The organism is Haladaptatus cibarius D43, from assembly GCF_000710615.1.
In the GTDB taxonomy this organism is placed as follows: Archaea; Halobacteriota; Halobacteria; order Halobacteriales; family Haladaptataceae; genus Haladaptatus; species Haladaptatus cibarius.
Genome location: NZ_JDTH01000002.1, coordinates 1778468 through 1801678 on the forward strand (window position 1 = coordinate 1778468; position 23211 = coordinate 1801678).

Sequence of the window (23211 nt, forward strand, 5' to 3'; positions counted from 1 at the left end):
CGATGACCATAGTCGATTCGGTAGACCCATGGTTCCGGAAACGAAGCCGAGAACATGAATGCGGACGCTGTCGTGCTAGACATCGACGGGGTACTGGTAGACGTGGCAGACTCCTACCGGAGAGCGATTATCGAATCCGTCTCGCACGTCTACGACGACACTATTCCGAAAGCCGACATACAGGCGTTCAAAGACGCCGGTGGGTTCAACAACGACTGGGAACTCACCTACGCCGTGGCACTGTACGTCCTCGCTTCCCGCGAGGAACTCGACCACTCAATCGCGGAGTTCACCGACCAAATCGCGGAGGCAGGCGGTGGACTCGACGCCGCGGAGCAAGTCGTGGCCGACGCTCTGCCGGAAGACGCAAGAACGCGGGTTTTCGAAAACTGGAACCGAGAAGAACTGCATGCGGTGTTCCAGCAACTCTATCTCGGGTCGGAACTGTACGCCGAACTCGAAGGCGGGGAACCGACCCTTGCCACGAGAGGCTACATCAACGACGAACCCGTGCTGGTCGAACCGGAAACGATTGTGACCCTCACGGAAAACTACCCGGTGGGAATCGTGACTGGCAGACCGTCCGCAGAGGCCGACATCGCGCTCTCCCGCGCCGAACTCGACGTGGCGGACGACCACCGCTTTACGATGGACGACTGGGAGCAGGGCAAACCGCACCCACACGCCCTGCTGACGCTCGCGGAGCGATTCGACGCGGAGCGAGTCGTCTTCGTCGGCGACACGCTAGACGACGTTCGAACCGCGACGAATGCGGCGGACGCCGATTCGTCGCGGGAGTATTTCGGAATCGGTGTTTTGACCGGCGGTTTGACCGGGGAAGAAGGGAGGCGAAAATACGAAGAGAACGGTGCGGAGGCGGTCATCGACTCGATTAACGATTTGCCCGAACTGCTCGCGGAACGCTGATTAACGCGAAATAGTAGAGAGGTTATTTTCGGAAGAATGATATTTTCCGGGCAGGATTGGCAGGTATGGTTGCCACAGAACGCGCCGTTTCGGCGCTCAAATACGGGACGGTTCTGGCGTTCGTTTTTGGTGGAATATTCGGACCGCCCGACCCCTTCACGCAGGTGGTTTTTACGCCAATTCTACTCGTTATCTGTGTCCCGCTCGTCTACTTCGTTCTGGAGCGACAGCCCCAACGAAATCAGCACGTCGCGTTCGGTTTCGGCTTGGGACTCGTGATATTCGGTGGCTTGCAGGTGGCGAACCTGCTAACCAGTGGAATCATCGACTTCCGCGTTCGTCTCGCGTGGGTTACCACCATGCTCCCGATTATCGCGTGGGTCGTGTACTTTCGTGAATCGGGCCGTGCGCTCGAAGAAAGCGGTGCCTGAAAGGAGAGCGAAAAACCACAGGCGGGCCATAACAAAGGTTCAAGCGAACGCTTGCAGAACGATGAGTAATCGTACTGCACTGACCGCCCTCCTCGCTACGCTCGTCGTTTCCACGTTCGGTATCGCCACCGCAGTTCCGCCGCCCGGACTGCCCGGTGACACACTTCCAGACACGCCTGCGTCGGAACACGACACCTATTCCGTCCAACAAGGCGACACCTGTGTCGCGGTGAATCCAATTCAGGGCGACGAAAACGTGGTTGCGTTCTACGATTACCGGAATCCCTACACCGAACCGAGCGACTGGTCGTACAGTTCCTTCGCACCCGATTCGCTCACCCGGGAGAACGGAAGTACGATGTTTCTGTACGAAGCCCCGAGCGGGGTGGTCAGCCTCGTCGTGCTCCACGACCAACTGCGAAAGGAGCGAACTGGGGATAAACTCCCGATGAGCGCCGCATCGTTCGGGTTCGACGGCCTACCCGAATCGGGAGCGTGGATACTGATGGACGACACCTACGATGGCCGCGACGACCAGTGGTCGCGCAGCCAAATCGACTGGACGTGGACGGGGTCGCGCGTTGACGGGGCCGTCTTCCGCGGACTGTCCGGCGAGTACGGACTGACTGTCTCCCCGTCGTGGAACGAGGGAGCAACGCTCTACGATTCGAGGTTCGAATCCGAACCAGTCACCTCGTGGGCGTTTCTGTCGGGGGGCGTGAGCAACCCGAACGAAACGCAACTCGACATGGGCCAATCCGTGACCATTCGTCCCGGCGGATGCGGGTCGCCGCCAGCGGCGACCCTCACCGCGAGCGATTCGGTGCAAACGGGCCAGCAAGTGACCTTCGACGCGAGCGAATCGAGCGACCCCGACGGTGATATTTCCGAATATCGCTGGGATTTCGACGGCGACGGTGAGATTGACGAAACGACCACGAAACCGACCGCGACGCACACCTACGAAAGTGTTGGAAAACAGACGGCGAACGTGACGGTCGTGGATAGCGAAAACGTCACCGACAGTGCAACTGTGACGGTGCAGGTGGCGGATTCGTCTCAGGATGGCGAAAACGGTTCGTCGCCCAATGAAGGCCCATCGGGTGAGGGGACACAGAACCAGCAATCCGGAGAATCGAACAGTAGCGAGTCGAACACGCTACCGGGGGCTGATACGCCATTTGGAACCTATGGACTGGGCGTCGTGGCGCTTGCGGCCATTCTGCTCGTGGGCGGAGCGGTAGCCAAGCGATGAGGTGAGAAACGGTTAGCTGGTAGAACACTCCGTGGCAAAAACACGGCGGTGACGAGGCGCTTTTATTCGTGCCCTCCATATCGCCCGCCAATGACGAAAATATTCGTCGTGGACAACCACGGCCAGTTCACCCACCTCGAACACCGCGCGCTTCGGGACATGGGCATCGAAACCGACCTCATCGACAACGACACGCCGCCCGAAGAAATCGACGCCGACGGACTCGTGCTTTCGGGCGGCCCGTCGATGGACGACATCGGAAACTGTGCGGAGTACCTCGACCTCGATATTCCGGTTCTCGGCATCTGCCTCGGCATGCAGGTGATGGCGCACGTCTTGGACGGCGAAGTCGGCGGCGGCGAATACGGCGGCTACGCGGACGTGACGGTCGAAGTGACGGAAGATGACGATCCGCTCATCGGTTCGCTCTCCCCCGAAACACGCGTCTGGGCGAGTCACGCCGACGAGGTGAAGCAAGTTCCGTCCGGTTTCGAACGAACCGGGACGAGCGACGTGTGTGGCATCGAAGCGATGAGCGACACCGACCGCGACCTATACGGCGTCCAGTGGCATCCGGAAGTCGCCCACACCGCGAAGGGCGAGGAAGTGTTCGAAAACTTCCGAGAAATCTGCGAGTAGTATCTTTTAACTCTTCGCGGCGTAGCTTTTCTGCCAATGACAGCGACCCAGAGCGACCTGGCGAGCCTGTCCCGCTACATCTTCCGCGCGCCGCAGTGGTACGCGAGCGTCACGTTCGCTCTGCTTATCGCGGCCCTCGCGGGTATCGGGGCGTTCGACTCCGAATACATCCTTCAGGACGCGTGGGAAGGTATGTTTTTCATCGGGGTTCCGACGGTCGTGGCGAGCGTGCTGACGACGCCGGTTGACCGCCGTCTCGGCGGCCAGTTGACCTACAACCGGTCGTCGCTGCTCGCGCTGGCGTGCGAGGCAATCGTCGTCACGGTGATGACGATTGCCGGAATCTTCGCCGCGTTCACGGGAATCGGCCAGCAGTTTGTCTTCGACGTGCTGCTCGTCAGCCTCGCGGCTATCTTTGCTCTGCGACTGTTCGTCGTGATGGCAGTTTCGCGCACCTCGTTTCTCGTTTCGTCCGTCTCCGCAGGCATTCAGACCGGAACCGCCGCGCTCCTGTTTTTCATCTACAGCGAGACGATTCGCGTCCTCGAAGTCGGCGGCCCGCTCGTGCAGAACGTTCTTGCGCGAGGGAGCCAAGCACCGTCGGAACTGGGCGTCATCGAGCCGCGAGATTTTATCCTGCTTGCCCTCGTCTGCGGCGTGTACGCGCTCGGCGTGTACGTCTTCCTCGTCGTCATCGACCGTCCGTGGCGGCGCAGTCTCGGCGTCAGTGTCCTCGATTTCGTCCGCGGATTCATCGGCCACATCGCGGAGGGCACCCGCGAGTTGGAGGACTTTTTCGAAAAGATGGGACAGAAAGCGGTCGTTCCCGTCACCGTCCTCTCGTTTCGAACCGATGAGGGCGAGAAAGCCCGATTCGTCCTGCCGATGATTCATCCCGGCCCGATGGGTGAAATCGGCGGTGGCAACCTCCCGCGGCGCGTGGCCAGTCAGGCCGACGGCCTCGCGTTCCCGCCGCACGCAACCGCCGGACACGATTTTAACCTCGTCACCGAGCGCGAAGTGGATACCATCCTCAAAACTGCGGAAACAGCGTTCCAGCGAATCGAATACAGCGACACCGCAACCCAGAGCGTTCGTGCGCAAAATGGGGACGCGAAAATCATCGGACAGGGCTTCGGCGACGACGCACTCCTCGCCGCGACCTACTCCCCCGAATTTGCCGACGACGTGGAATACTCGGTCGGCCTCGCTACCGCCGCGGAAGCGCGGTCGAACGGACTGGACGACGTGATGCTCGTGGACGCTCACAACTGCAACAACGGACTCCAAGGCGAAGACCTCGGTCACGTCTATCCCGGGAGCGAACGCTCGTTCCAGATGATTCAGGCCGCAAAGGCAGTCTCGAAAGACCTCGAAAGCGCGGAACGCGGCGCGCCGAAACTCGGCGTCGCGTGGGACGAAACGGAGTGGACGCCAGCCGAGGGAATCGGCCCCCTCGGCATCCGAGTGTCCGTCTTCGAAGTCGAAGGTCAGCGCACGACCTACGTTCTCGTAGACGGGAACAACATGGAACCCGGACTGCGGGACAGAATCGTCTCGGCGGTCGATGCCGACGAAGTCGAGGTGATGACCACCGACACGCATATCGTGAACATGGTCGAATCCTCGAATCAAGTCGGCGGAGCCATCGACCACGACGAACTCATCTCGCTCGTGAATCGACTGGTCGAGGAGGCGACAGCCGACCTCGAACCAGTCGAAGGCGGCATGGCCAGTGAGTACGCCGAAGTGACCGTCTTCGGCAACGACCGCACCGAAACGCTTGCGAGTCACGCGAACGCGGTTATCGCAATGGGCGGCGCGTTGGCGGGGGCGGTCATTCTCGCCGTGATGTCCATCAGCGTCCTCATCTTTTTCCTCGCCTGAACCTGTCCGCCGATTTTACAACCCTGTTTATCGACTCACACGACTAACGTTCTTCTGGTGGGGGAAATGGCAATAGAGACAGTAGACTCGACAGTCGAGACACTCGAATCCGAACTGAACGGCGACCTCATCACGCCGGAAGACGAGGAGAGATACGACGAGGCGCGCCGGGTCTGGAACGGAATGATAAACCGGCGACCCGCGCTGGTCGCTCGGTGCGAGGGCGTCGCCGACGTGCAGGCCGCATTGCGCTACGCCCGCGAACACGACTTGCCAATCGCGGTGCGGGGCGGCGGCCACGGCGCTGCGGGGCGGGCAACCGTGGACGACGGACTAGTTATCGACCTCGAACCGATGCACTGGGTGCAGGTAGACCCCGATTCTCGCCGCACCCGGGTCGGTGCTGGCGCGACGTGGGGCGACGTAGACCGCGAGACACAGCAGTTCGGACTGGCGGTTCCCGGCGGCGTCGTTTCCGTCACCGGCATCGCGGGACTCACACTCGGTGGCGGCATGGGACACGTCCGCCGGAAGTACGGCCTCTCCTGTGACAATCTCGTTTCGGCGGACGTGGTAACCGCCGACGGCGAGTTCATCAGGGCGAGCGAGGACGACCACGAAGACCTGTTCTGGGCGCTCCGCGGCGGCGGCGGCAACTTCGGTATCGTCACCGCATTCGAATACGACTGCCATCCGGTCGGGCCGGAGGTGGCCATGTGTTTCGTCTGGTACGACGGGAAACAGGCAGAGGACGCCCTCACGTTCTTCAGGGAGTACACCGAGGATACGCCGGACGAGGTGAGTCTCCTACCGTTCTACGCGTGGGTGCCGGAACTGGCGGAGTTTCCCGAATCGTCGTGGGGGGACTCGGCCATCGCCTTCCTCGGGTGCTACGCGGGCGACCCGGAGGAAGGCGAGGAGGCACTGCGCCCGGTTCGGGAGTTCGCCGACCCTGTCGTGGATTTCAGCGGTACGATGTTATACGTCGAACTCCAGTCGATGCTGGACGAGGACTACCCGGACGGGCGATACTACTACTGGAAATCGCTCTATCTGGACGAGTTGAACGACGAGGTCATCGACAGCATCGTCGCCTGCTCGGAACGCTGTCCGGTGCCGCTTTCGACCGTAGACGTGTGGCAGGGTGGCGGTGAAATCGCCCGCGTCGATGCCGACGAAACCGCGTTCCCGTACCGGAACGTCCCCTACGGACTCAACTTCGAGGCGAACTGGGACGACCCCAGAGAAACCGACGCCGCGGTGGAGTGGGTGCGAGAAAGCATCGCCGAAATGCGTGCGCATTCGGAAGCGCGCGGCCAGTACGTCAACTTCCCCGGGCTCGAAGAGGACTCTTCGGAGATCCCGTTCGGCGACCACGCAGAACGACTTGCCGAAGTCAAAGCGAAATACGACCCGGAGGGCGTGTTCCGGGCGCACGGAAATCTGAAAGCGGAGGAGTAGGAACCGACGGGTGATTTCGAACCGAGGTGACACAGCGTGCCACCTCGGAGTCGTTTTTTTTTTCGTCACAATCGTCTCCGCCACGATGAAAACAGCATAAATTCAGACCCGTCCTGAAACCCACCGGAAACCCCCGTTTCCCCCGAACCTATCCAAACCCTGACCGCCCCGGAAACCGTTTGCCCAGATGTGACAGACCAGCGGACGGATGTACGCCCGCTCACAGACCTACTCTCCCCCGATGTCTTCAGAGAGGGTTTTCGGGCCATCATGTTCGGCGTTTCACCGCTCGGTGCGTTCCGGTTCGCCCGTGGAAAGAACCCGGCCATCGGTTGTCCGATGGGTATCGGGTGGGCGGGTCAACCAGTGGGACGCTGTCTCACGGCGCGAGGAAAGCGCGCCGAGTCCGCCGTTTGGCGGTCGTCCCCCGAGCGGGCCAGTGACTGATGGCACGTCACAATTAAATTAAAACGACTAAACGAAGGTAGTGTTTGTCCTTGCTCATTCAAGGACGGGATGAAAAAGGCACGGACGGCGGTTACGCCGATTCCTCGGCGAACAACTCGTCTACCGCCGCTCGGGCCGCCAGCGCCGCATCATTTGCGATTTTCTCCTCGTCCCGTTCCGAGTTCGGGGCGTTGACGTACACGTCAACGTCGAGGACGCCCTCCTCGAACGTGACCGTCACGTCGAAGTCCTTCACTTGGGACTGCTTGATGCGCGAGAAAATCACGTCCTCGGCCGCTTCCGCGGCAGTCTGGACGACTTCTTCGTCGCTGACCATCGCTTACGCGCCGCCAGCGCCGCCGGGGCCGGTCGGGCCGGACGGGCCGCCGCCAGCGCCGCCGAGCATGTTCTGCAGTTCGGTCTGGAGCGATTCGAACTGTTCCTGCACTCGGCTCTCCTGTTTTTCGAGCGTCTCGACGCGGATTTCGAGCGTGTCAACCTTGTCGTCGAGGTTTTCCTGTGCGTCGTCGAAGTTCGTCTTGACGAACAGTTCGCCGACTTCGCGGAACATCGTCGCGTCCTCGTCGATGTCCTCCAGTTCGTCGAGCGCGTTCTGCGCTTCGGTCAGCTCCGTTTCGGCCTGATTCTTCTGGACGGCGACCTGCTGTGCCGTGTCCTGAAGGTCTTGCAGTTGTTCGAGCTTCTCCTGTGCTTCTGGTGGAAGATTACCCTGCATAGTGAGAACGTCGTGGTCGGGACGGAAAAAGCCACTCTTTGCGACTCGTGAGAGGGCACGCGACACACCGATGGATTTTCACCGGAAGGAGGCCGTGAACACCTTCGATTCCGCCTTTCGGAGATGTTCTGCGGCAGTACTGGGTGCACAGTCCAGCGCATCTGCAACGTCCTCGTGGCTCGCTCGTCGCGGCACGTCGTAGTAGCCAAGTTCGACTGCGATTTCCGCGGCCGCTCGCTGGCGCTCGCTCAGCCCTGCGGTGACGGTGCGCTGGAGCGCACCGTCACCGATTCGTTCGACGCGGAGGTCGATTCCGGAGGGTGCGTCGGCCATCGCGTCTTGGAGTTCAGCGGGCGGGCCGACGACCGCAAACGTGGCTCGTCCGTCGTCGTGATATTCGACGGGCGAGATTTGCACCACGCTTTCGCGCGTGAACGCGGCGAACAGCGCGCCATCCACGGCGGTCGTCTCGTTGTAGATGTAGCAGTAGAACTCGTCGTTGGAAAGGCGCGTTATGTCGTATTCGAGTACTTTTTCGATGTCGTCGAGAATCGCGGTAAATCGCCCCATATCTCCTCGAATGTGAAACAAGAGCGTGGCAATGTCTCCGGAAACGTTTCCGTGAAGACCGCGCGCTTGTTCGACGCAGTCCCCGCGAGTCAGAACGTCGTATACCGGATGTATCGTCGTTTGGCCGGAGTCGAGCGAGAGTCGGAGATATTTCATGCCCGATTGTCGAGTTTCAGACCTCTTATAAATCATCCAGAGAACTGCGGCAGAACAGCTATCGCCAATTCTGACAAACAAAGAGACATGAACGTTTTCGTCGCTGGCGCGACCGGCGTCCTTGGACGCCGACTCGTCGGGCACCTCACGGAGCGAAATCACGAGGTCATCGGCCTCACGCGCGATGCGCGAGGCGACGAACTCGTCGCCGAGTGCGGCGGTGAACCTCGCCGTGGCGACATCCTTGACCGCGAATCACTCGCCGAGACAGCGGAAGGCTGTGCCGTGCTCATTCACGCCGCAACTGCGATTCCTACCAGTACGAAACCGGCGGACAGCGAGTGGACGCTGAACGACCGAGTGCGTGCGGAAGGAGCACGAAATCTCGTCTCTGTCGCCGACGAAGTCGGAGCAGACCGCCTGCTTCAACAAAGCATTACGTGGCTCGCTCGCAGACCGAATGGTTCTCCCTTCGCCGAAGAGGCGCCGCCGAACCCGAACCGGGTGACTCGGTCTGCACTCGACGCGGAACGAATCGTCCGACAAGGAGGCGAAGAATACGGCTTCGAAGTTGGCATCCTTCGCTGTGGCTGGTTCTACGCACCAGAAACGGCACACACCCGTCAGATTGGTGCCGAACTACTGTCTGGCAAATTCCCGATTCTCGGTGGTGGCATCCTCGGCAGAAAGGATGCGACGCTCTCGATAGTTCACGTCGAAGACGCCGCACGAGCGTTCGCGGCGGCGGCCGAATCGAGCGCAACCGGACTGTGGCACGTCACCGACAACCGACCGGTGACGCTTTTCGAGTTTCTACGAACCTTCGCTGACCGACTCGACGCTCCCGAACCGCGACGGATTCCGGGATGGCTCGCACGGCCACTCGTCGGCAAATCGTCGGTGCGTCTGCTGACGAACTCGGCCCCGACCTCGAACGCGAAATTCCGCGAAACGTTCGACTGGGAGCCTGCGTATCCGACCTACCGGGAAGGCCTTCAGGATGTAGTCGAAGCGTGGCGCGAAGCGGGGACGCTCGTCAAGCGTCCGGACGGCTACGAATGGCGTGAAAACTGATACTCGTTGGCGTCGGATGTGGCGCGTGCAGAAAGTCGGCTTCGTCACCGACCGAGAGACGGTGAAGACTCGTCGAACCCGGAAACCCGCTCCGCAACCCCCACTAATGTCTGCCACGTATTCATCGCGGCACGGAGCGCCACGAGGTCGTCCGCGGAGACACGAATGACGACACAGTTTTCCTCTCGTTCGACGGTCGTCTGCGAGCGGTCGTCGTCTATTTCGCCGATTTCCTGTTCAATGCTTCTGAAAACCAGCAGTGCACGCTCGTCGGATTCGTACTCGAATTGGAAAAGCGCGTCGTGAGACACGGGCGCTATCGGACGTGTACTTCCTTTATGTCCCTGCTCCGCTCTTTGAGCAAGACGCGGTGGCCACAGTACGGACAGCGGACGCCGCCGTACTCGTCCAGTTCGACGTCTCGCTTACAACGCGAGCATTTGTAGCTCATTCTTCGTCAGCGAGCGCGGCGCGGATGGAACGTTTGACAGTCTCTCCGGCGGGCGTCTCTGGTCGGTAGGTTCCGCCAGCGAACGTGTAGTCACAGCGACCGCACGCCCAGATGCCCGTCCCCTTTCGGTCAACGGAACTGCTTCCGCAGTCCGGGCAGGTGTGGTTCTCGTTCATGTCCGCTTCGATTTCGGAGACGCGTTTGCGGGCGACGCGACCGTATCGCGCGCCGAACCGACCGGCACTGCCGGTTCGTGATTTAGAGTCTTCGGCCATAGTACCGGAGATTTACCCGAGAGGACAGATAAAGCCTTTGAGTCAGACCGGCGGGCGAGCCAGCGCATATCCGATGACCAGCACCGCTCCGAGCAGTCCGAGCACCGTCAGCGGAAACGCCGTAAACTGCCCTGCCATGTATCCACCGCCCGATAGCGTCGGAATCGCTGCGAGCACCGCGTCGTAGCGAGAGGCCATGTAATTACATCTAATTACGGAGCATGAAAAGCGCTGGGGCGGCTACTAAGTGGGGGGCGAGAATGGTAGACTGGATTCAAAATCGATCTACCGAAATCCGGTTTCCGCTAGCGCTTCGTTCAAATCCTCGCGGATTCGCTCGCCGAGTTCCCTGTCCATTGCGGTGGTGACGACGCGATTTTCTTGAACGCTCGACCCATCGCGCAACAGCAGTCGGACGTTTCCGTTTTCGTCCGCGCGAGTAGCTTTGGCGCGGACACCCGAATCCGAACTCGCGCCGCCCGCGCTGATTGGGCCGGGAATGATTTTCTTGACGTGGGGGTGACCCGCGATTTCCCGAATCACGCGCATCCCGTCGCGGTTTCCGATGAGCGTGGTGTGCGACCCGCCGAGTTTGTCCGCGGGAGCGGTTTCCACGACTTCGAGCGAACGCTCACCCCTGCGAGAAAGAACGTCCTCGACTGGATTTTCCTTTCCGACGCGATAGAAATCGTAGTGGAGATGCGCGCGAACAGCGCGAACCACGTCCCGGTCGCCCGCGGCAAATACCTCCTCGGGGCGTTTTCGCTGTACGTCGTCCGCGATTCGTCCCGCGAAGTTTCGGAGTTCGACCACCTCCGCATCGCCGTCTTCTGGCGTCGTGCGCACGTCGGTTTTCCCGACGACTGCATCCTCCCCCAGCATCGTCAGTTCGGCGTGGTCGCGGTCGAGGGAGAGAACCACGGCGTCGGCGTTGTGCGTCCGGCAGACGAGGCAGTAGTCGCCGGGGCGTTCGAGCGGGGACGCACACTGCCGACAGTCCATGTCGTTCCTTGCGAATCGTGGCGTTTAATCTCGGCGTTTCGCAGTCGTGATACAGTGAAATCCGAGGGCAAGAAACATATCTGATTAGAAATGATTTGGAATATGGAGCGTTTCCGTCTCCGGACGATTTCCCTCCTCATTCTCGTCTTTCTCGTGGCGACGCCAACAATAGCGGCACCCCCTCCACAGTCCGTCTGCGAACCGTGTGGAGAGGGATTCAGTGAGGCCGCGACGTGGTACGGCCAGGATACCAACCTCGTAAACGAGACGGCGACGGGCGTCGAACACAGCACCGTCACTGTTCGCGTCTACGAGAACGAAACCGCCATCTGGACGGTGAGAAATCAGCTCATGAGCGAGCGTGCGGTTCGATACTTCCGAAACAACCACGACGCCTTCACCGAAATCACCGAAAGTGCCGAAGGCTACAGCGATATACACTTTTTCTCTGCGAAAATCGTCGGCAGTGACACGGCCGTCCTCCGCTACCGGAGCGACGAGCAGGTCGTCCGAACGCGTGGCGACACCCTCCGATTCGATGGCTTCCGCGAGATAGGGACGAGAAGGATTTCCGACTTAGGTGCCGACGAAATGACCGTTATCGGGCCGTCAGGAACTCACATCACGCGCGCACCGAGCGACGCGACGGTGCGCGGGAACGAACTGGAACTCACCGAATACGACGGCGGGAGGGGCAACGGCCCGTTCGTCACCTTCACGCAGTCCGGCGGCGTGGCCGGAGAATTTTGGAGTTTCGTCTCGGTTTCGGAAACACTCGCTGACAACGTGATTCGAAACCTGCTCCTCAACGTTCTCTTGCCCGCTGTTTCCTTACTGGCGTTTCTCGTGGGATTCGTGTGGCTCAGCGAAAAAACCGTGAAGCGCGACGAGCGGACGGCAAAATGTCTCGCGGGAATCGTCATGGCACTCGGTGTCCTGACGCTTTTCTTCGGATTACTCGGAATCGCGGACGGCGGTAGCTTCGCCTCAGGAATCGTCATCGCAGGCAGTGCGTACACCGTGCTGGCACTCCTGACCTTCGCGGACGTTCGTCCGACGCTCCCCCGCGTTGCAGGTGGCGTCCTCCTCGCGTGGGGAGCAGGCATAGCGATACTGTTTGCCAGCGCCATCGCCGTCGATAGTTACGTCGTGTCGGGACTGCTCGCGCTTGATTACTACGCCGTCAACAACTTCATGTTCGCCGCGTTTTCCAGCCTCTTTCTGCTCTCGATGGCCGTCGTGGGTTATGCGGTCAGCGACCCGCGATACCGGCGGGTTGCAATTGCCCTCCCACCGACGATGCTGGCGGTTTCGCTTGCGATGGCTAGACCGATCACGTACGTCGGAACGTCGCTTTATACCCTCTATTCGCTCCTGTTCGTCGGCGTAATTCTGGTCGCTGTCACCTTCGTCGGGATTCCGGCATTTCTACTCGGCAGGATGATTCCGGCGGAAAAATCGTAGTCACGATGAGTCACTTTACCCCATATCGAGCGGGTCGGATTTCAGAAACTCCCGCAGGAAGACGGTCGCATACGACCCCGAGGGAAGCGAAAATTCGAACGACAGCGGGTCGTGTCCCACAGTGCAGTCGGTTCGAACCAGAATCGCCCGGCGGGTGCCGGTTGAATGAAATTCTCCCGGCGAGTTGAAATCGGTCGGTTCGAGGGCTACGTCGGCAAGAATTTCGCGTTCGATTTCGCCTTGTTCACCCTCCGCGAGTTCGGTTTCCGTGCCGACGAGTGGCGCGGTGACGAACGCTCGACCGCGCTTGCAGTGGCGTTCGATGGTTTTTACGCGGTTTTCGGTTACCTTCTGTTCTCTGCTCATATCCGGCATGAACAGGCCGTCAACCTCCTCGGCGAAACAGACAACGTCGCCAGCGACCGGTTTGTCGAATGGAAGCCCGCGTTCCAGTCGCTCGCTCAGGATTCGGTTGAAGATGTACGACTGGGCCGCGTTCACGAGCAATCGCTGGAGATTCGTCGGGAGCGATTCCAGCGCATCGCGGAAATCCTCCGGTTCGGTACCGCCGTTTTCCACGAGTCGGTGAGCCATCGAGCGTTCGAATCCGAGTCGTCTCGGAAGCGCGTCGAGGACGGCGTCCCAATCAGGTGCGACTTCTTCGACGCGCTTTCGGGCGGTTTGCGTGTCTTCCGGTTCCGTTTCGAACGGATTGCCCACGTAGGCCATCACGGCGTCTTCCCACTCGCCGCGAACGATGTGTAGGCCGACTTCGTGCGTGATGGGCCGCAAACTGCCGAACCGTTGCTGACCGAAGAAGTTCGGCACCGCGACGCCGTCGGCGGAACCTGCGAAATTTTCGAGTTCATCCGCGATTGTGTCTGCGTTTTCCGGACGTTCGGGGTCGGAGACGACGATTTCGAACTCGTTGCCCGCGAGATCACCGAACTGGAGTGCTCGCCCTGCTCGTCCGAGCGGTTCGATTTCGGCGTTTCGAATCTCGGGCACGTTTTCCGGATTTACTTTTCGGAGGCTGAACAGTTGGGTCGTGACGGCGTACTTGTCCTTCGTTCCGGCCCACGAGACGCGCTCCCTGCTGATTGCCAACTCGCTGGACAAGCGCTTGGCGAAGTCGTTCGTGTCCCACCCGCGCAGTGTGGCCCGAACGACGAGGTGTGGATACGAACCGGGGTCTGCGCCGAGCGGTTCGACCTCGAACTGCTCGATTTCCCGAACGCGAAAATCCTCGTCGGTGTCGCGGAGGTGACCGCCCACTCCCGCGGTGTCACTGACGTAATACTCCATACCGACCGCAGTTTCGATGGGGTGTGCCTCGCGCATTCGTCCGGAGAATGAACCGGACGGGACTAAAGTTCCGCGAGTTCGAGGTAGCCCTGTGCGCCGCCGATTGCGTCGCCGGGCTCGACGATTCCTGCCGAAGAATCGTATGAAACCAAGCCGACATCTTCCAACTTCGGCAGATGGACGTGATACAGAAGAATCTCGATTTCGTCCGTCATCTCCGAGGATAGGTCGGTATCCGCCGTCCCTTCTTCCGCGGCGGCAATGTACTCCGCAAGGTCGTCGATTTTCACTGGCGGTAGTGACTCCGAGAGGTACGAGAGGACGAATCGCCGGTGAGAACTCTCCAGCACGTCGAAGAGCGTTTCGACCGACAAGTTCACCTCGTCATCCGGGTGTCGCTCTTTCATGTCTACTGTTGCCTGTCTCTCGCTCATCGATTGTGTAGTGGAACGTCGTAACCAAATACTGTGTACCTACGTGCGTTGGTAGTGCAGGCAAACGGGGAAGAGCGTCTTCTCACTCCCTGTTATCGGTGAAAAACGTAGACGCGAGTTTTCCCTCCGCTTTTCGCAAATGCTGATGAAGCGTCGCGGGCGCGATTCCCATCGTGTCCGCGATATCCTCGGCCGTGCTTTTGCGCGGCCAGTCGTAGTAACCAGCGAGATAGGCGGCGCGGAAGGCGGCCCGTTGGCGGGACGTGAGGTCGGACGCGAACGATTGGCGAAAATCGCTTCGTGTCTCGACCGGCCTATCGACTTCGCGTTTTGCGCTGAGTTCTACGTCGGGATGTGACGACCGAACAGAGTCCAACAGCGTTCGAATGTCCGCGTCCGGTGACACCTCCACGACGAGGTGTTTCTGGCCGTGTTCGGCTCTGGCGGTTCGAACCTTCGCACCGATTTCGACGACCAAATTCACCAGCGAGTCCGAGACGGTCAACACCAGCAACCCCGCGTCAGAATGGGAGGAGACGACGCGCGACTCGTCCACGGCAGACAGCGTTTCTGCAACGTCCGTAACTTGTTCCGGCGTGACTCCCTCGGTACGTAAATAGTAGAGGAACTTTCCACCGGACAGTGGGACAGTTCCTTCGAGCACGAGCACTCCGCCAGTTTGGCGTGAAAGGGAAACAAGCACGGCGTCCTCGTCCGCTACGTCGAACTCCAGTTCGACGATTGAGCCAGCGGTCAGGAGTTTCTTGCTTTCGGTCGCGTTGATGGCGAAGCCCACGAGTTTTCCGAGGGCTTTGAATCCGTCCGCTTCGCGCTCGCTGAAGGCATCGGTGCGGTTCGCATAGACGACGAGAACACCGTACGTCGTCGGGCCGTGGGAGAGCGGAACCGTGATTCCCGAATGAATCCCTCGCTCGGTTCCTTCGTTCCTGAGTTCCGCTGTGAGAGCGGGTTCCTCGGAGATGTCACGAACGACGACGCTCTCACCGGTTCGATAGACGGTTTCCGCGGGGCGCTCCCACTCGTCGTTCACCTGCTCACTTACCACTTCGTGGTATCCCTCGTCGTCGCCAGCGGTCGCTCGCGGGACGATGGCATTCTCGACAACGTCGTAGTCGCCAACCCACGCGAACCGATAGAGGTCGGAATCGACTAACTGGTCACAGACGGTTTGTTCGACTTCCTCGCGTACCGCCGCCGAGACGAGTGCGTGAATGACCTCTCGAACGAGTTCGTTGATCCGGTTGAACGTCTCCAGTTCGTCGCGCTGTCGGCGGAGTTCACGCTCGCGCTCACGGCGCTTGGAGAGGTTTCTACCGGTTCCGACGAATCCGCGAACGGTGCCATCCCCGTCGGTAACCCGCCGTGCGTTAAATTCGAACGGAATTTTTTTGCCGTCCTTCGTCAACAGTGCGGACTGTCGTGTTTCGGTTTGGTTGTCTGCAAGAACGGCGTCGATAGCCGCAAATATCGTTTCTTGGTCTTCTTCTGGGATGAAATCTTCTGGAGTCATCCCCTCGATTTCCGAATCGTCGTAGCCCGTGAGCGCCGTCAAACGATCGTTCCATTGTACGAGTGACCCATCGTCATCGAAGGCGTAGAATACATCCGGGAGCGCGTCGAGAACTGCCCGAACAGTTCGTTCGTCCATTACCGTCCTCATGAGTCAATCGCTAACACGGTGCGTAGCGTATCGGGAGAATCGGTCGCCGAGTCGCTAAAGTGTTTCTAAATTGGTAATTTTTCGGTAGGTATAATTTTTAGTACAAAGAGAGATCGCCGGTAACCCGGTCAACGAGGTCGTCGTCCGCCGGGCCGACTGCGAGCGTCGTCACGGTTCCGGGGTCAAGTTGGGTGTGGCCTGCATCGCGGATGATGGCATGGGGAAGTCCCTCTGCGCGCGCTTTTTCCGCGAGTTGGAAGATTTCTTTTTCACCACTGGCCTTTACAACGACTTTCTTCTGGCCGCTTCCCTTCCATCGTTTTCGTGCTTTGCGTCCCGTATCCTCGTATGCGGAAAGTGACGCGTGTGCAACCTGTGCCGCGAGCTTGCCGCGACCCATCCCGATGTCAGTTCGCGCGACGATGGTCTGTTTCATGAGCAGTGGTGGAAGTGGTGGAGTAAAACGCTGGCTACTCGATTTGGAAGCTGTTATGTAACTAAAATTAACATTTCGGACATGATTCGAGACGTGCTCCGGAACCCTGACCGATTTTTCCGTGAGCGAACGCCGAAACTGCCGTTTCCGCAGACATTCACGATCGTGTTCTTCGTCGCCATCAGTACGTCTGCCGCAGTTGGTATCATGGGTAGGTGGCTTAGCCAAGCGATCACAACCGCTTCCGAAGGCGACGGCAGCAGCAGGTTCCGTCGCCTTCCTTTCTTCTATCTGACCATTCTCGGTAGCGCCTGACGACCGAATCTTCTTTACTCACCCCCGCCCGTTCTACCGACATGATACTCTCCGATGTCGATATTCGCAGCCGTTTGGAATCGGGGTCGCTAGTCGTCGAACCGATAGACGAACCCGACCTGCAGATACAACCGGCGAGCATCGACCTCCGCCTCGGAAAGGAGTTCCTCGAATTTCAGCGCACGAACATTCCCTGCATCCATCCGGACAGCGAGGACGAAGTCGATAGCTACGTGGACAAAACAATCGTGGAGGACGGCGACGAGTTCATCCTCCACCCCGGCGACTTCGTCCTCGGGACGACGAAAGAGCGGGTCGAGATTCCGGCCGACTTGCTGGCCCACGTCGAAGGGAGATCGTCGCTCGGCCGACTCGCGGTGGTCGTCCACGCGACTGCGGGCGTCGTTGACCCCGGCTATCGCGGCCAAATCACGCTCGAACTGTCGAATCTCGGCACGGCACCCGTCGCGCTGAAACCCGACACGCGAATCTCACAGCTCATTTTCACGGAGCTCAAAAATTCGGCGGAGCGACCATACGGGTCGGAACGCGGGTCGAAATATCAAGACCAAGACGGGCCACAGGCCTCCCGAATCGGTAGCGACCACGAGTTCGGCGGGGAGCAGAATTTCGGGGGAGAGTCGCGGGGAGACGACTCATGAAGTTCGCCGAGGAAATCGTGGTCGAAGAGTTTCTCCCCACGTTTCGTTCGATGCTCGCCGAAGATCTCCGCGAGCGCGGATTGACACAGAGCGAGGTAGCCGACGCGCTCGGCATCAGTCAGAGTGCGGTGTCGAAATACGCCCACGGAGAGGTTGCACAGAACGACCGTATTCGTGACGACGAGCGCGTGAGTCGTCTCGTGGACGAAATCGGCGAGGGGTTGGCGACGGGAAGCATGAGTCAGGTGCAGGCCCTCGTGGAAGTCGAAGTCCTCATCCGGCGACTGGAAGACCACGACCTCATCGCGCAGTTGCACGAGGAATCGATGCCGAAACTGAAAGGTCACGGCGGCGACTTCAACATCCACGACCCGGAAGACGAACTTCGGGCGACGGAGCGCGTTCTCACCTCGATGCGCCGGGCGATTCGCATCGTAGAACAGACGAGCGGCTTTTCGTCGCTCATTCCCGCCGTCGGGTCGAACCTCTGTGAGTGTCTCCCCGACGCGGATGCGATTGACGACGTTGCCGGGATTCCGGGCAGAATTTTCGACGTGAAAGGCCGCGCGACGATTCCGGCCGAACCCGAGTTCGGCGTCAGCGAACACGTCGCCTCCATCCTGCTTTCGGCGCGCGAAAACGGCGCTAGCGCCCGCGCAGCACTCAATATTCGGTACGACCCCGACGTCATCAGCAGATTGGATGAACTGGGCTACGAAACCGCGGAGTTCGATGCAACATACGAGAATCTCGGCGAAACGCTGGGAGACGCGCTCGCGGAGAATCCCGATGCGACGATTCTGTACCACACCGGAAGCTACGGCATCGAACCGATTACGTACATTCTCGGCGAGACTGCCGAAGAAACGGCGGAAATAGCGCGGAAAATCGTCTGAGTTCCGTGTTGTCCGTCTCGTGAATCGAGTCCCCCGACTCGATTCGACTTAATTCAACTCGTCACAACTCGATTCGACTCGACTACACCGGCACTCGCTGCCCGCGTTTCACTTCCCGAACGATGTCGTGGGGAAGCATGTCGTCGCGCTCATTTCGAAGGTCGGAAACCGCCTCGGCAAGCGCCACGAGCGCAGAAACGGCTTGGGTTTTCGTGTCGGCTTGCCCAACCGGTCGAATCGTGGTGTATCGGTTGCCGATGCTGTCCTCCATTTCGAGTTCCCACTCGTCCGCACTCGTCGCACGAACCGCCTTCACTGCGATATCTCCGTTCTGATGCCGGAGTTCGATTTCGTCGCCACGGATTGGCGACTGCTCCCATCCGGCAGGAATATCACTAGTCTTAGGCAGTGGTTGCATGCTGTATTGTTTCTGTATCGTTCTCATTTCGTTTAGTTCTTGCCTACTCACGCAGGTAGTTTATGTTGTCCAACGGAACTGGCACACACAAAGTATATACCAGTCCGGTCTTACTGTTCAGTTACCTCGGGTAGGGGTACACGAGGTTATTTTTTAGACACAGACAGCGTAGCTATGGGTCTGTGAACCGATCCCCGTGTCCTCGTTGTTCTCGTCAGATACTTCGAACACGGGGTATGTATTTTCGTCGTTTCCGTTTGAACTGATGAGACGGTACTCGCCCTGACGACGCGTTTTTCACCGTCTCCGAGCGGTCTGATATATAATATAATAATGGAAATTTTTATGGTATGTATTGAATACTCTGGCCGTTTTAGCGTGGTTTTGGCAGGAGCCTGTTGACTCGATACCACCGTAAATACCGAGTTCGAACGGTCGTTCGTTAAATTTCCAAGCAATCTCGTCCACAAGATATAATGCCACCGTGCATATCCAGCCCCGTCTCTTTTATCGAAACCGGTCGTATCTGCATTCATGTCCCAGAGCAGAACCACCGCTGCCCAGCAGTTCTACGGGCGGTGGGCGCGGCTCTATGACTTCCTCGCGTCGGCGACGCCCGGATTCTCCCAGTTACGTGGTCGGGTCGCCGACCAACTCGGCCTCGAACCCGGCGATACGGTCGTCGAAATGGGCTGTGGTACGGGGGCGAACTTTCCCCATCTTCGGGAGCGCGTCGGTTCGGACGGAACCGTCGTCGGCGTCGATTTTACCCGCGGAATGCTCGAACAAGCTCGATGGCGGGTCGAACGCGAAGGCTGGGACAACGTCCACCTCGTGCAGGCCGACGCCGCCACGTTCGAACTCCGCGAGGAGGTTGACGCCGTCCTCGCCACGTTCGTCGTGGGGATGCTGGACGACCCCTACACCACCGTCGATTACTGGCTGGACGGCATCAGTCCGGGCGGTGGGCTCGCACTGCTCGACGCAGGCCAAAGCACGCATCCGTACTCGTGGGCCGTCAATCAGGCCTTCCGCGGATTGGTCGTCGCTTCGACTCCCGGCAGGGGGAAGAACTTCGAAGAACCGCCGTGGAACGTGCTTGACGACCGAGTCGCGGAAGCGCGGCGGGCGCTGTCGGAGCGCGCAGTCGAGACGAACGACAGCGAACACGCGCTGGGTGTGGTTCGGATTACCGGCGGGCGATTGCCAGTGTGAAAATAGGCGAAGGTGTGGTTTTTCAGGTTTTCAGTCGTCCGCAGTCAACGAACTCCCTTCCATTTCTACAGTCCCACCGACATCCAACTCGTCCAACGCAACCTGTGCGGCGCGTTTACCGGACAGAAGCATCGCGCCGAACGTTGGCCCCATTCGGGTCAGACCGTAGGTCGTCGCGGTTGCGAGGCCAGTCGCAACGAGGCCGTCGTGGACTTTCCCGGCGTGTTCGACCACTTCGTCCTCACTCTTTGCGACCCACATGGAATCGTGGCCGGGTGAGTCGTGGCCGGGTGCGCCGTACTCTCCTTCCTCGGTTTTGTCCATCCCGGTGTTGTACTCCTTTGCGTGGGAAAGTCCCGGGGCATCCAGCACGCCGCGCTCTTGGAGTTTCGAGACGACGACTGCGTCGTGGCCCGTGGCGTCGATAACGAGGTCGGATTCGACTGCAATTGGGTCAACACAGGTGAGTTCGCGCGGGAGGGCGTGAACCGGCGTCCAGTTCATCACCACGCCGCCGACGCGGTGGCCCTCGCGGACGACCACGTCGGTGAACTCGGTCATGTTCTGCATCTTCGCGCCCGCGGCGCAGGCCGATTCGATGAGGGCGGAACAGGCGTGCGGCCCGTTTGCGACGTACAGTCCCTCCGCCTCGTCCGACTCCTCGTAGGGGACACCCAGTTCGTCCAAAACGGCCTGTGACGGGTCACGAACCGTGACCTTGTTCATCAGGAATCCGCCGAGCCAAAAGCCGCCGCCGAGGTAGTTGTTCTTTTCTACGACCATCGTCTGCACTCCGCGTTCCGCGAGTTCCTTTGCGGCGACCAGTCCGGACGGGCCGCCGCCGACGATGATGACCTCGCTTTCGGAAAACTCGGTGAACTCGTCGCTCCACGCCGTGCCGATTGCTCGCGTTACTTCCGCCTCGCTAACGTCCGCGAATCCGTCGAAGTCGTGCATACCACCTAGTGATATTACTAGGTTGTTGAAAACCGTTTCCCTCTGTTGGTGGTACGAAGATGGCGAACGAAACGTGGCCACTCGTCAATCGAAATGTTATTTATGCAATCGTTCACAGGCTACGAATCCAATGGAACCACTGGCACTCGACAAACTGCCACAGCAGTCGGAGTGGTCGGGCTACCTTCTCGATACAGACCGCGACCCACCGGGAGATTTCGACGCCTACACCGACCCGGCGGTGTACGACGACATCTACGGCCATGTGCTGAACCACTATCGTGAAACGAATCTCGACCGCGAAGGCTTCGCGGTCGAAACTCGCTCTCGCGGGCGCGAGGAACCGGATGTCATTTCGGTCGAAAAAGAACTGTTTCTCTCCAGTTCGAATGAACTCCATTCGCGCGAAAAAGACGTCGTGCGCAAGGCGCTCAGACCGGTTTTGGAGGGCGGCGAAACCGTCCTCGCGCTCGGCTGTGGGTGGGGGAAAAACCTCGGCATCATCGCGGATGGATTTCCCGACGTAACAGTCGTCGGCGGCGAAATCACCGAGAAGGGTGTCGAAATTTCGCGCGAACTACACGCGGAGGACGATCGGATTTCTGCCGAATAGTTCGACTTCCACGACGAGTGGCGTATTTTTGATGAACACGAGGACGTAGTCGTGTTCACTCGTGGTGCCCTAACGACACTGAACAAAGTCGAATCGGTCGTTGACCGATTAGTCTCCCGAGCAAATGCGGGAACAATCGCGGCAGGTGTCCACCTCGAACAGACAGGGCCACACCCGACAGATACCGTTCTCGGACTACTCCGACGGCGATACGCCGATATTCGCGGGTACGACACCGACCTACTGCCAATTCTCCGGGAACATCCCGATATTTCTGTGACACACACCGACTACGACGTTCTCGGCGCGAATCCGCTCCATCCGCAAACCGCAATCAGGTGGCGTCCTGCGTAGTTTGTTCAAAAAAACAGTTCTCAGTCGTACTGCGGCACCCGACCCGACGAATCGCTACCCTCCACGAACGGGAGCGTCACCAGTTCCGCCGAAACGTCTTCTCCGTCGATGCGAACTGATAGGTCGGCGTCTGTTCCCACGGCGTAATTTACGAGCGCCATCGCGATGGGTTCCTCGCAGGACGGACTGTCGATTGCGCGGGTGACTTCGCCGACGACTTCGTCGCCGTCGAAGACCGCCGCGCCCTGTTCGGGCACCGATTCGGGAACCAGTCCGGCGAGTTTGCGACTCGGTTGGCCACGGTTTTCGACGCGCGAGACGACTTCCTGTCCGACGAAACAGCCTTTCTCGAAGTCGAGCGCGTTCCGAATACCGAGAACGTTCGGAATTTCTCCCTCCAGTTCGAACTCGAACAGTGGTGTACCAGCCTCCAACGTCAGCGATTCCCACGTCTTCCTGCCGAACGGCGCGGCATTCATCCCGTGCGTAATCAGTGCGTCGAAGACGAGTTCGACGTTCGGGCGCGGACGACCGATTTCGTCCTCGGTTTCGCCCGTCGTACAGACGACTTCGTATCCTTCTTCGCCGGTCGGTGCATCAGTTCGGATGACCGTGACGCCCACGTCGGCCATCTTCCCGCGAACGAAGGTTAGCTGTTCGTCGGGCGTGCTCACGTTGTTCAACACGCTGGCGACCTTCTCGGTGGCGTGCGGGCCGTGGACGCCGAAGACGGCGAACTGGTCGGTCGCAACTGTAATCTCCACGTCCTGAATAAACACCTTCTCGCGCCACTCTTCGGCCAATGGAGTCGCCTTGCCGGGCGGCGTGAAAAGGAGGAGTTTGTCGTCCGTCGTGTAGACGTACATGTCCATCTCGATTTTGCCCTGCGGGTCGAGGAGCAGGGCGTAGGTTCCCTCACCGTCTTCCGTCGGAATCCGGTTCGAAACGACGTTATCGACGTACTCGATTCGGTCGTCGCCCGTGATGACCAGAACACCGTATGGCATTTCCGTGAGTCCGACGCCGTTTCTGACGGCGCGGTGCGTGCGCTCCGGTCGTCCGTAATCGCGGGGAACCCGTCGGTTGCCGACAGAGCAGAACGTCGCCCCGTGGTCGGCGTGCAGGTCTTCTACGTGCATGGTCGTAGTCG

The 23211-nt window shown here is 59.7% G+C and carries 30 protein-coding genes; 15 read left to right on the top strand and 15 right to left on the bottom strand.

Annotation, left to right across the window (positions count from 1 at the left end):
- Window positions 1-54: 54 nt before the first annotated feature.
- The 7 genes from HL45_RS14445 to HL45_RS20495 all read left to right on the top strand — a co-directional run bounded on the left by HL45_RS14445 (window position 55) and on the right by HL45_RS20495 (window position 7047).
- Complete coding sequence (locus HL45_RS14445; RefSeq protein ID WP_049971754.1) at window positions 55-927, top strand: TIGR01548 family HAD-type hydrolase; 873 nt, start codon at window positions 55-57, stop codon at window positions 925-927.
- 65 nt (window positions 928-992) lie between these two features.
- Window positions 993-1358 carry a hypothetical protein gene (locus HL45_RS14450; RefSeq protein ID WP_049971755.1) on the top strand — a complete coding sequence of 122 codons (366 nt, stop codon included), beginning with the start codon at window positions 993-995 and terminating at the stop codon, window positions 1356-1358.
- A gap of 61 nt (window positions 1359-1419) precedes the next feature.
- Window positions 1420-2613, top strand: coding sequence for a PKD domain-containing protein (locus HL45_RS14455; RefSeq protein ID WP_049971756.1), 1194 nt, complete (start codon window positions 1420-1422; stop codon window positions 2611-2613).
- 90 nt (window positions 2614-2703) lie between these two features.
- Window positions 2704-3252, top strand: a complete 549-nt coding sequence (locus HL45_RS14460; RefSeq protein WP_049971757.1) for a GMP synthase subunit A — start codon at window positions 2704-2706, stop codon at window positions 3250-3252.
- A 36-nt stretch (window positions 3253-3288) separates the two neighbouring features.
- Window positions 3289-5139: a DUF2070 family protein gene (locus HL45_RS14465; protein WP_049971758.1), complete on the top strand. Its 1851-nt coding sequence runs from the start codon at window positions 3289-3291 to the stop codon at window positions 5137-5139.
- 66 nt (window positions 5140-5205) lie between these two features.
- Window positions 5206-6600, top strand: coding sequence for an FAD-binding oxidoreductase (locus HL45_RS14470; protein ID WP_049972064.1), 1395 nt, complete (start codon window positions 5206-5208; stop codon window positions 6598-6600).
- 189 nt (window positions 6601-6789) lie between these two features.
- A complete protein-coding gene (locus HL45_RS20495) occupies window positions 6790-7047 on the top strand; it encodes a hypothetical protein (protein WP_144240096.1) in 258 nt (85 codons plus the stop codon).
- A gap of 91 nt (window positions 7048-7138) precedes the next feature.
- Here the strand turns inward: HL45_RS20495 and HL45_RS14475 are convergent, their stop codons facing one another.
- From HL45_RS14475 to HL45_RS14485, 3 genes are all read right to left on the bottom strand, one after another.
- Window positions 7139-7384: a DUF3194 domain-containing protein gene (locus tag HL45_RS14475; RefSeq protein ID WP_049971759.1), complete on the bottom strand. Its 246-nt coding sequence runs from the start codon at window positions 7382-7384 to the stop codon at window positions 7139-7141.
- A gap of 3 nt (window positions 7385-7387) precedes the next feature.
- Window positions 7388-7783: a prefoldin subunit beta gene (locus tag HL45_RS14480; RefSeq protein WP_049971760.1), complete on the bottom strand. Its 396-nt coding sequence runs from the start codon at window positions 7781-7783 to the stop codon at window positions 7388-7390.
- Between the two features lie 78 nt (window positions 7784-7861).
- Window positions 7862-8509, bottom strand: coding sequence for a helix-turn-helix domain-containing protein (locus HL45_RS14485; RefSeq protein WP_049971761.1), 648 nt, complete (start codon window positions 8507-8509; stop codon window positions 7862-7864).
- A gap of 87 nt (window positions 8510-8596) precedes the next feature.
- On the opposite strand from HL45_RS14485, the gene HL45_RS14490 reads away from it, so the two are divergent.
- Complete coding sequence (locus HL45_RS14490) at window positions 8597-9583, top strand: NAD-dependent epimerase/dehydratase family protein (protein WP_049971762.1); 987 nt, start codon at window positions 8597-8599, stop codon at window positions 9581-9583.
- Window positions 9584-9627: 44 nt separating this feature from the next.
- Here HL45_RS14490 and HL45_RS14495 read toward each other — a convergent pair whose 3' ends face one another.
- From HL45_RS14495 to HL45_RS14505, 5 genes are all read right to left on the bottom strand, one after another.
- Window positions 9628-9894, bottom strand: coding sequence for a KEOPS complex subunit Pcc1 (locus HL45_RS14495; protein ID WP_049971763.1), 267 nt, complete (start codon window positions 9892-9894; stop codon window positions 9628-9630).
- 5 nt (window positions 9895-9899) lie between these two features.
- Window positions 9900-10034 carry a DNA-directed RNA polymerase subunit P gene (locus HL45_RS20015; protein WP_076427131.1) on the bottom strand — a complete coding sequence of 45 codons (135 nt, stop codon included), beginning with the start codon at window positions 10032-10034 and terminating at the stop codon, window positions 9900-9902.
- Window positions 10031-10309, bottom strand: a complete 279-nt coding sequence (locus HL45_RS14500) for a 50S ribosomal protein L37ae (RefSeq protein WP_049971764.1) — start codon at window positions 10307-10309, stop codon at window positions 10031-10033. The genes HL45_RS20015 and HL45_RS14500 overlap by 4 nt, the downstream gene beginning before the upstream one ends.
- Window positions 10310-10351: 42 nt before the next feature.
- Complete coding sequence (locus HL45_RS21290; protein ID WP_162833883.1) at window positions 10352-10507, bottom strand: hypothetical protein; 156 nt, start codon at window positions 10505-10507, stop codon at window positions 10352-10354.
- An 87-nt stretch (window positions 10508-10594) separates the two neighbouring features.
- On the bottom strand, window positions 10595-11311 hold the full coding sequence (locus HL45_RS14505) for a DUF2103 domain-containing protein (RefSeq protein WP_049971765.1): 717 nt from the start codon (window positions 11309-11311) through the stop codon (window positions 10595-10597).
- Between the two features lie 102 nt (window positions 11312-11413).
- Here HL45_RS14505 and HL45_RS14510 point away from each other — a divergent pair, with 102 nt between their 5' ends.
- The gene (locus HL45_RS14510; RefSeq protein WP_049971766.1) at window positions 11414-12775 is read left to right on the top strand and encodes a hypothetical protein; all 1362 of its coding nucleotides are present in this window, start codon (window positions 11414-11416) and stop codon (window positions 12773-12775) included.
- 15 nt (window positions 12776-12790) lie between these two features.
- Here the strand turns inward: HL45_RS14510 and truD are convergent, their stop codons facing one another.
- From truD to pth2, 4 genes are all read right to left on the bottom strand, one after another.
- On the bottom strand, window positions 12791-14116 hold the full coding sequence (gene truD / locus HL45_RS14515; RefSeq protein ID WP_049971767.1) for a tRNA pseudouridine(13) synthase TruD: 1326 nt from the start codon (window positions 14114-14116) through the stop codon (window positions 12791-12793).
- Between the two features lie 26 nt (window positions 14117-14142).
- Window positions 14143-14514 (bottom strand): DUF7344 domain-containing protein, encoded by a 372-nt coding sequence (locus HL45_RS14520; protein WP_233274786.1) that lies wholly within the window; start codon window positions 14512-14514, stop codon window positions 14143-14145.
- 82 nt (window positions 14515-14596) lie between these two features.
- Window positions 14597-16183 (bottom strand): bacterio-opsin activator domain-containing protein, encoded by a 1587-nt coding sequence (locus tag HL45_RS14525; protein ID WP_049971768.1) that lies wholly within the window; start codon window positions 16181-16183, stop codon window positions 14597-14599.
- Between the two features lie 109 nt (window positions 16184-16292).
- A complete protein-coding gene (pth2, locus tag HL45_RS14530) occupies window positions 16293-16631 on the bottom strand; it encodes a peptidyl-tRNA hydrolase Pth2 (protein WP_049971769.1) in 339 nt (112 codons plus the stop codon).
- 81 nt (window positions 16632-16712) lie between these two features.
- Here pth2 and HL45_RS14535 point away from each other — a divergent pair, with 81 nt between their 5' ends.
- Genes HL45_RS14535 through HL45_RS14545 form a run of 3 tightly spaced genes read left to right on the top strand, consistent with a single transcriptional unit; the run spans window position 16713 to window position 18504 of the window.
- On the top strand, window positions 16713-16946 hold the full coding sequence (locus HL45_RS14535; RefSeq protein ID WP_049971770.1) for a hypothetical protein: 234 nt from the start codon (window positions 16713-16715) through the stop codon (window positions 16944-16946).
- A gap of 41 nt (window positions 16947-16987) precedes the next feature.
- Window positions 16988-17608 (top strand): dCTP deaminase, encoded by a 621-nt coding sequence (dcd, locus tag HL45_RS14540; protein WP_049971771.1) that lies wholly within the window; start codon window positions 16988-16990, stop codon window positions 17606-17608.
- Window positions 17605-18504 (top strand): thiamine-phosphate synthase family protein, encoded by a 900-nt coding sequence (locus tag HL45_RS14545; protein ID WP_049971772.1) that lies wholly within the window; start codon window positions 17605-17607, stop codon window positions 18502-18504. Before dcd ends, HL45_RS14545 begins: the two co-directional genes overlap by 4 nt.
- 82 nt (window positions 18505-18586) lie before the next feature.
- On the opposite strand, the gene HL45_RS14550 is transcribed toward HL45_RS14545, so the two are convergent.
- Window positions 18587-18922, bottom strand: coding sequence for a hypothetical protein (locus tag HL45_RS14550; protein WP_049971773.1), 336 nt, complete (start codon window positions 18920-18922; stop codon window positions 18587-18589).
- 534 nt (window positions 18923-19456) lie between these two features.
- On the opposite strand from HL45_RS14550, the gene HL45_RS14555 reads away from it, so the two are divergent.
- The gene (locus tag HL45_RS14555; protein WP_049971774.1) at window positions 19457-20137 is read left to right on the top strand and encodes a class I SAM-dependent methyltransferase; all 681 of its coding nucleotides are present in this window, start codon (window positions 19457-19459) and stop codon (window positions 20135-20137) included.
- 30 nt (window positions 20138-20167) lie between these two features.
- On the opposite strand, the gene HL45_RS14560 is transcribed toward HL45_RS14555, so the two are convergent.
- Complete coding sequence (locus tag HL45_RS14560) at window positions 20168-21094, bottom strand: sulfide-dependent adenosine diphosphate thiazole synthase (protein ID WP_049971775.1); 927 nt, start codon at window positions 21092-21094, stop codon at window positions 20168-20170.
- Between the two features lie 130 nt (window positions 21095-21224).
- Between HL45_RS14560 and HL45_RS14565 the strand changes: the two genes are divergently transcribed.
- Both HL45_RS14565 and HL45_RS14570 read left to right on the top strand, forming a co-directional pair.
- Window positions 21225-21707, top strand: a complete 483-nt coding sequence (locus tag HL45_RS14565) for a hypothetical protein (protein ID WP_049971776.1) — start codon at window positions 21225-21227, stop codon at window positions 21705-21707.
- A 51-nt stretch (window positions 21708-21758) separates the two neighbouring features.
- The gene (locus tag HL45_RS14570; protein WP_049971777.1) at window positions 21759-22061 is read left to right on the top strand and encodes a hypothetical protein; all 303 of its coding nucleotides are present in this window, start codon (window positions 21759-21761) and stop codon (window positions 22059-22061) included.
- Between the two features lie 20 nt (window positions 22062-22081).
- Here the strand turns inward: HL45_RS14570 and ygfZ are convergent, their stop codons facing one another.
- On the bottom strand, window positions 22082-23200 hold the full coding sequence (ygfZ, locus tag HL45_RS14575; RefSeq protein WP_049971778.1) for a CAF17-like 4Fe-4S cluster assembly/insertion protein YgfZ: 1119 nt from the start codon (window positions 23198-23200) through the stop codon (window positions 22082-22084).
- Between the last annotated feature and the right edge of the window lie 11 nt (window positions 23201-23211).

Coding starts and splice junctions, on each gene's coding strand:
- HL45_RS14470 (WP_049972064.1), top strand. CDS start 5,206: ATGGCAATAGAGACAGTAGACTCGACAGTCGAGACACTCGAATCCGAA.
- dcd (WP_049971771.1), top strand. CDS start 16,988: ATGATACTCTCCGATGTCGATATTCGCAGCCGTTTGGAATCGGGGTCG.
- HL45_RS14460 (WP_049971757.1), top strand. CDS start 2,704: ATGACGAAAATATTCGTCGTGGACAACCACGGCCAGTTCACCCACCTC.
- HL45_RS14505 (WP_049971765.1), bottom strand. CDS start 11,311: ATGGACTGTCGGCAGTGTGCGTCCCCGCTCGAACGCCCCGGCGACTAC.
- HL45_RS14560 (WP_049971775.1), bottom strand. CDS start 21,094: ATGCACGACTTCGACGGATTCGCGGACGTTAGCGAGGCGGAAGTAACG.
- ygfZ (WP_049971778.1), bottom strand. CDS start 23,200: ATGCACGTAGAAGACCTGCACGCCGACCACGGGGCGACGTTCTGCTCT.
- HL45_RS21290 (WP_162833883.1), bottom strand. CDS start 10,507: ATGGCCTCTCGCTACGACGCGGTGCTCGCAGCGATTCCGACGCTATCG.
- HL45_RS14465 (WP_049971758.1), top strand. CDS start 3,289: ATGACAGCGACCCAGAGCGACCTGGCGAGCCTGTCCCGCTACATCTTC.
- HL45_RS14565 (WP_049971776.1), top strand. CDS start 21,225: ATGGAACCACTGGCACTCGACAAACTGCCACAGCAGTCGGAGTGGTCG.
- HL45_RS14490 (WP_049971762.1), top strand. CDS start 8,597: ATGAACGTTTTCGTCGCTGGCGCGACCGGCGTCCTTGGACGCCGACTC.
- HL45_RS14500 (WP_049971764.1), bottom strand. CDS start 10,309: ATGGCCGAAGACTCTAAATCACGAACCGGCAGTGCCGGTCGGTTCGGC.
- HL45_RS14520 (WP_233274786.1), bottom strand. CDS start 14,514: ATGAGCGAGAGACAGGCAACAGTAGACATGAAAGAGCGACACCCGGAT.
- truD (WP_049971767.1), bottom strand. CDS start 14,116: ATGCGCGAGGCACACCCCATCGAAACTGCGGTCGGTATGGAGTATTAC.
- HL45_RS14480 (WP_049971760.1), bottom strand. CDS start 7,783: ATGCAGGGTAATCTTCCACCAGAAGCACAGGAGAAGCTCGAACAACTG.
- HL45_RS14510 (WP_049971766.1), top strand. CDS start 11,414: ATGGAGCGTTTCCGTCTCCGGACGATTTCCCTCCTCATTCTCGTCTTT.
- HL45_RS14535 (WP_049971770.1), top strand. CDS start 16,713: ATGATTCGAGACGTGCTCCGGAACCCTGACCGATTTTTCCGTGAGCGA.
- HL45_RS14545 (WP_049971772.1), top strand. CDS start 17,605: ATGAAGTTCGCCGAGGAAATCGTGGTCGAAGAGTTTCTCCCCACGTTT.
- HL45_RS14555 (WP_049971774.1), top strand. CDS start 19,457: ATGTCCCAGAGCAGAACCACCGCTGCCCAGCAGTTCTACGGGCGGTGG.
- HL45_RS14485 (WP_049971761.1), bottom strand. CDS start 8,509: ATGAAATATCTCCGACTCTCGCTCGACTCCGGCCAAACGACGATACAT.
- HL45_RS14475 (WP_049971759.1), bottom strand. CDS start 7,384: ATGGTCAGCGACGAAGAAGTCGTCCAGACTGCCGCGGAAGCGGCCGAG.
- HL45_RS14450 (WP_049971755.1), top strand. CDS start 993: ATGGTTGCCACAGAACGCGCCGTTTCGGCGCTCAAATACGGGACGGTT.
- HL45_RS14445 (WP_049971754.1), top strand. CDS start 55: ATGAATGCGGACGCTGTCGTGCTAGACATCGACGGGGTACTGGTAGAC.
- HL45_RS14525 (WP_049971768.1), bottom strand. CDS start 16,183: ATGGACGAACGAACTGTTCGGGCAGTTCTCGACGCGCTCCCGGATGTA.
- HL45_RS14455 (WP_049971756.1), top strand. CDS start 1,420: ATGAGTAATCGTACTGCACTGACCGCCCTCCTCGCTACGCTCGTCGTT.
- HL45_RS14550 (WP_049971773.1), bottom strand. CDS start 18,922: ATGCAACCACTGCCTAAGACTAGTGATATTCCTGCCGGATGGGAGCAG.
- pth2 (WP_049971769.1), bottom strand. CDS start 16,631: ATGAAACAGACCATCGTCGCGCGAACTGACATCGGGATGGGTCGCGGC.
- HL45_RS20015 (WP_076427131.1), bottom strand. CDS start 10,034: ATGAGCTACAAATGCTCGCGTTGTAAGCGAGACGTCGAACTGGACGAG.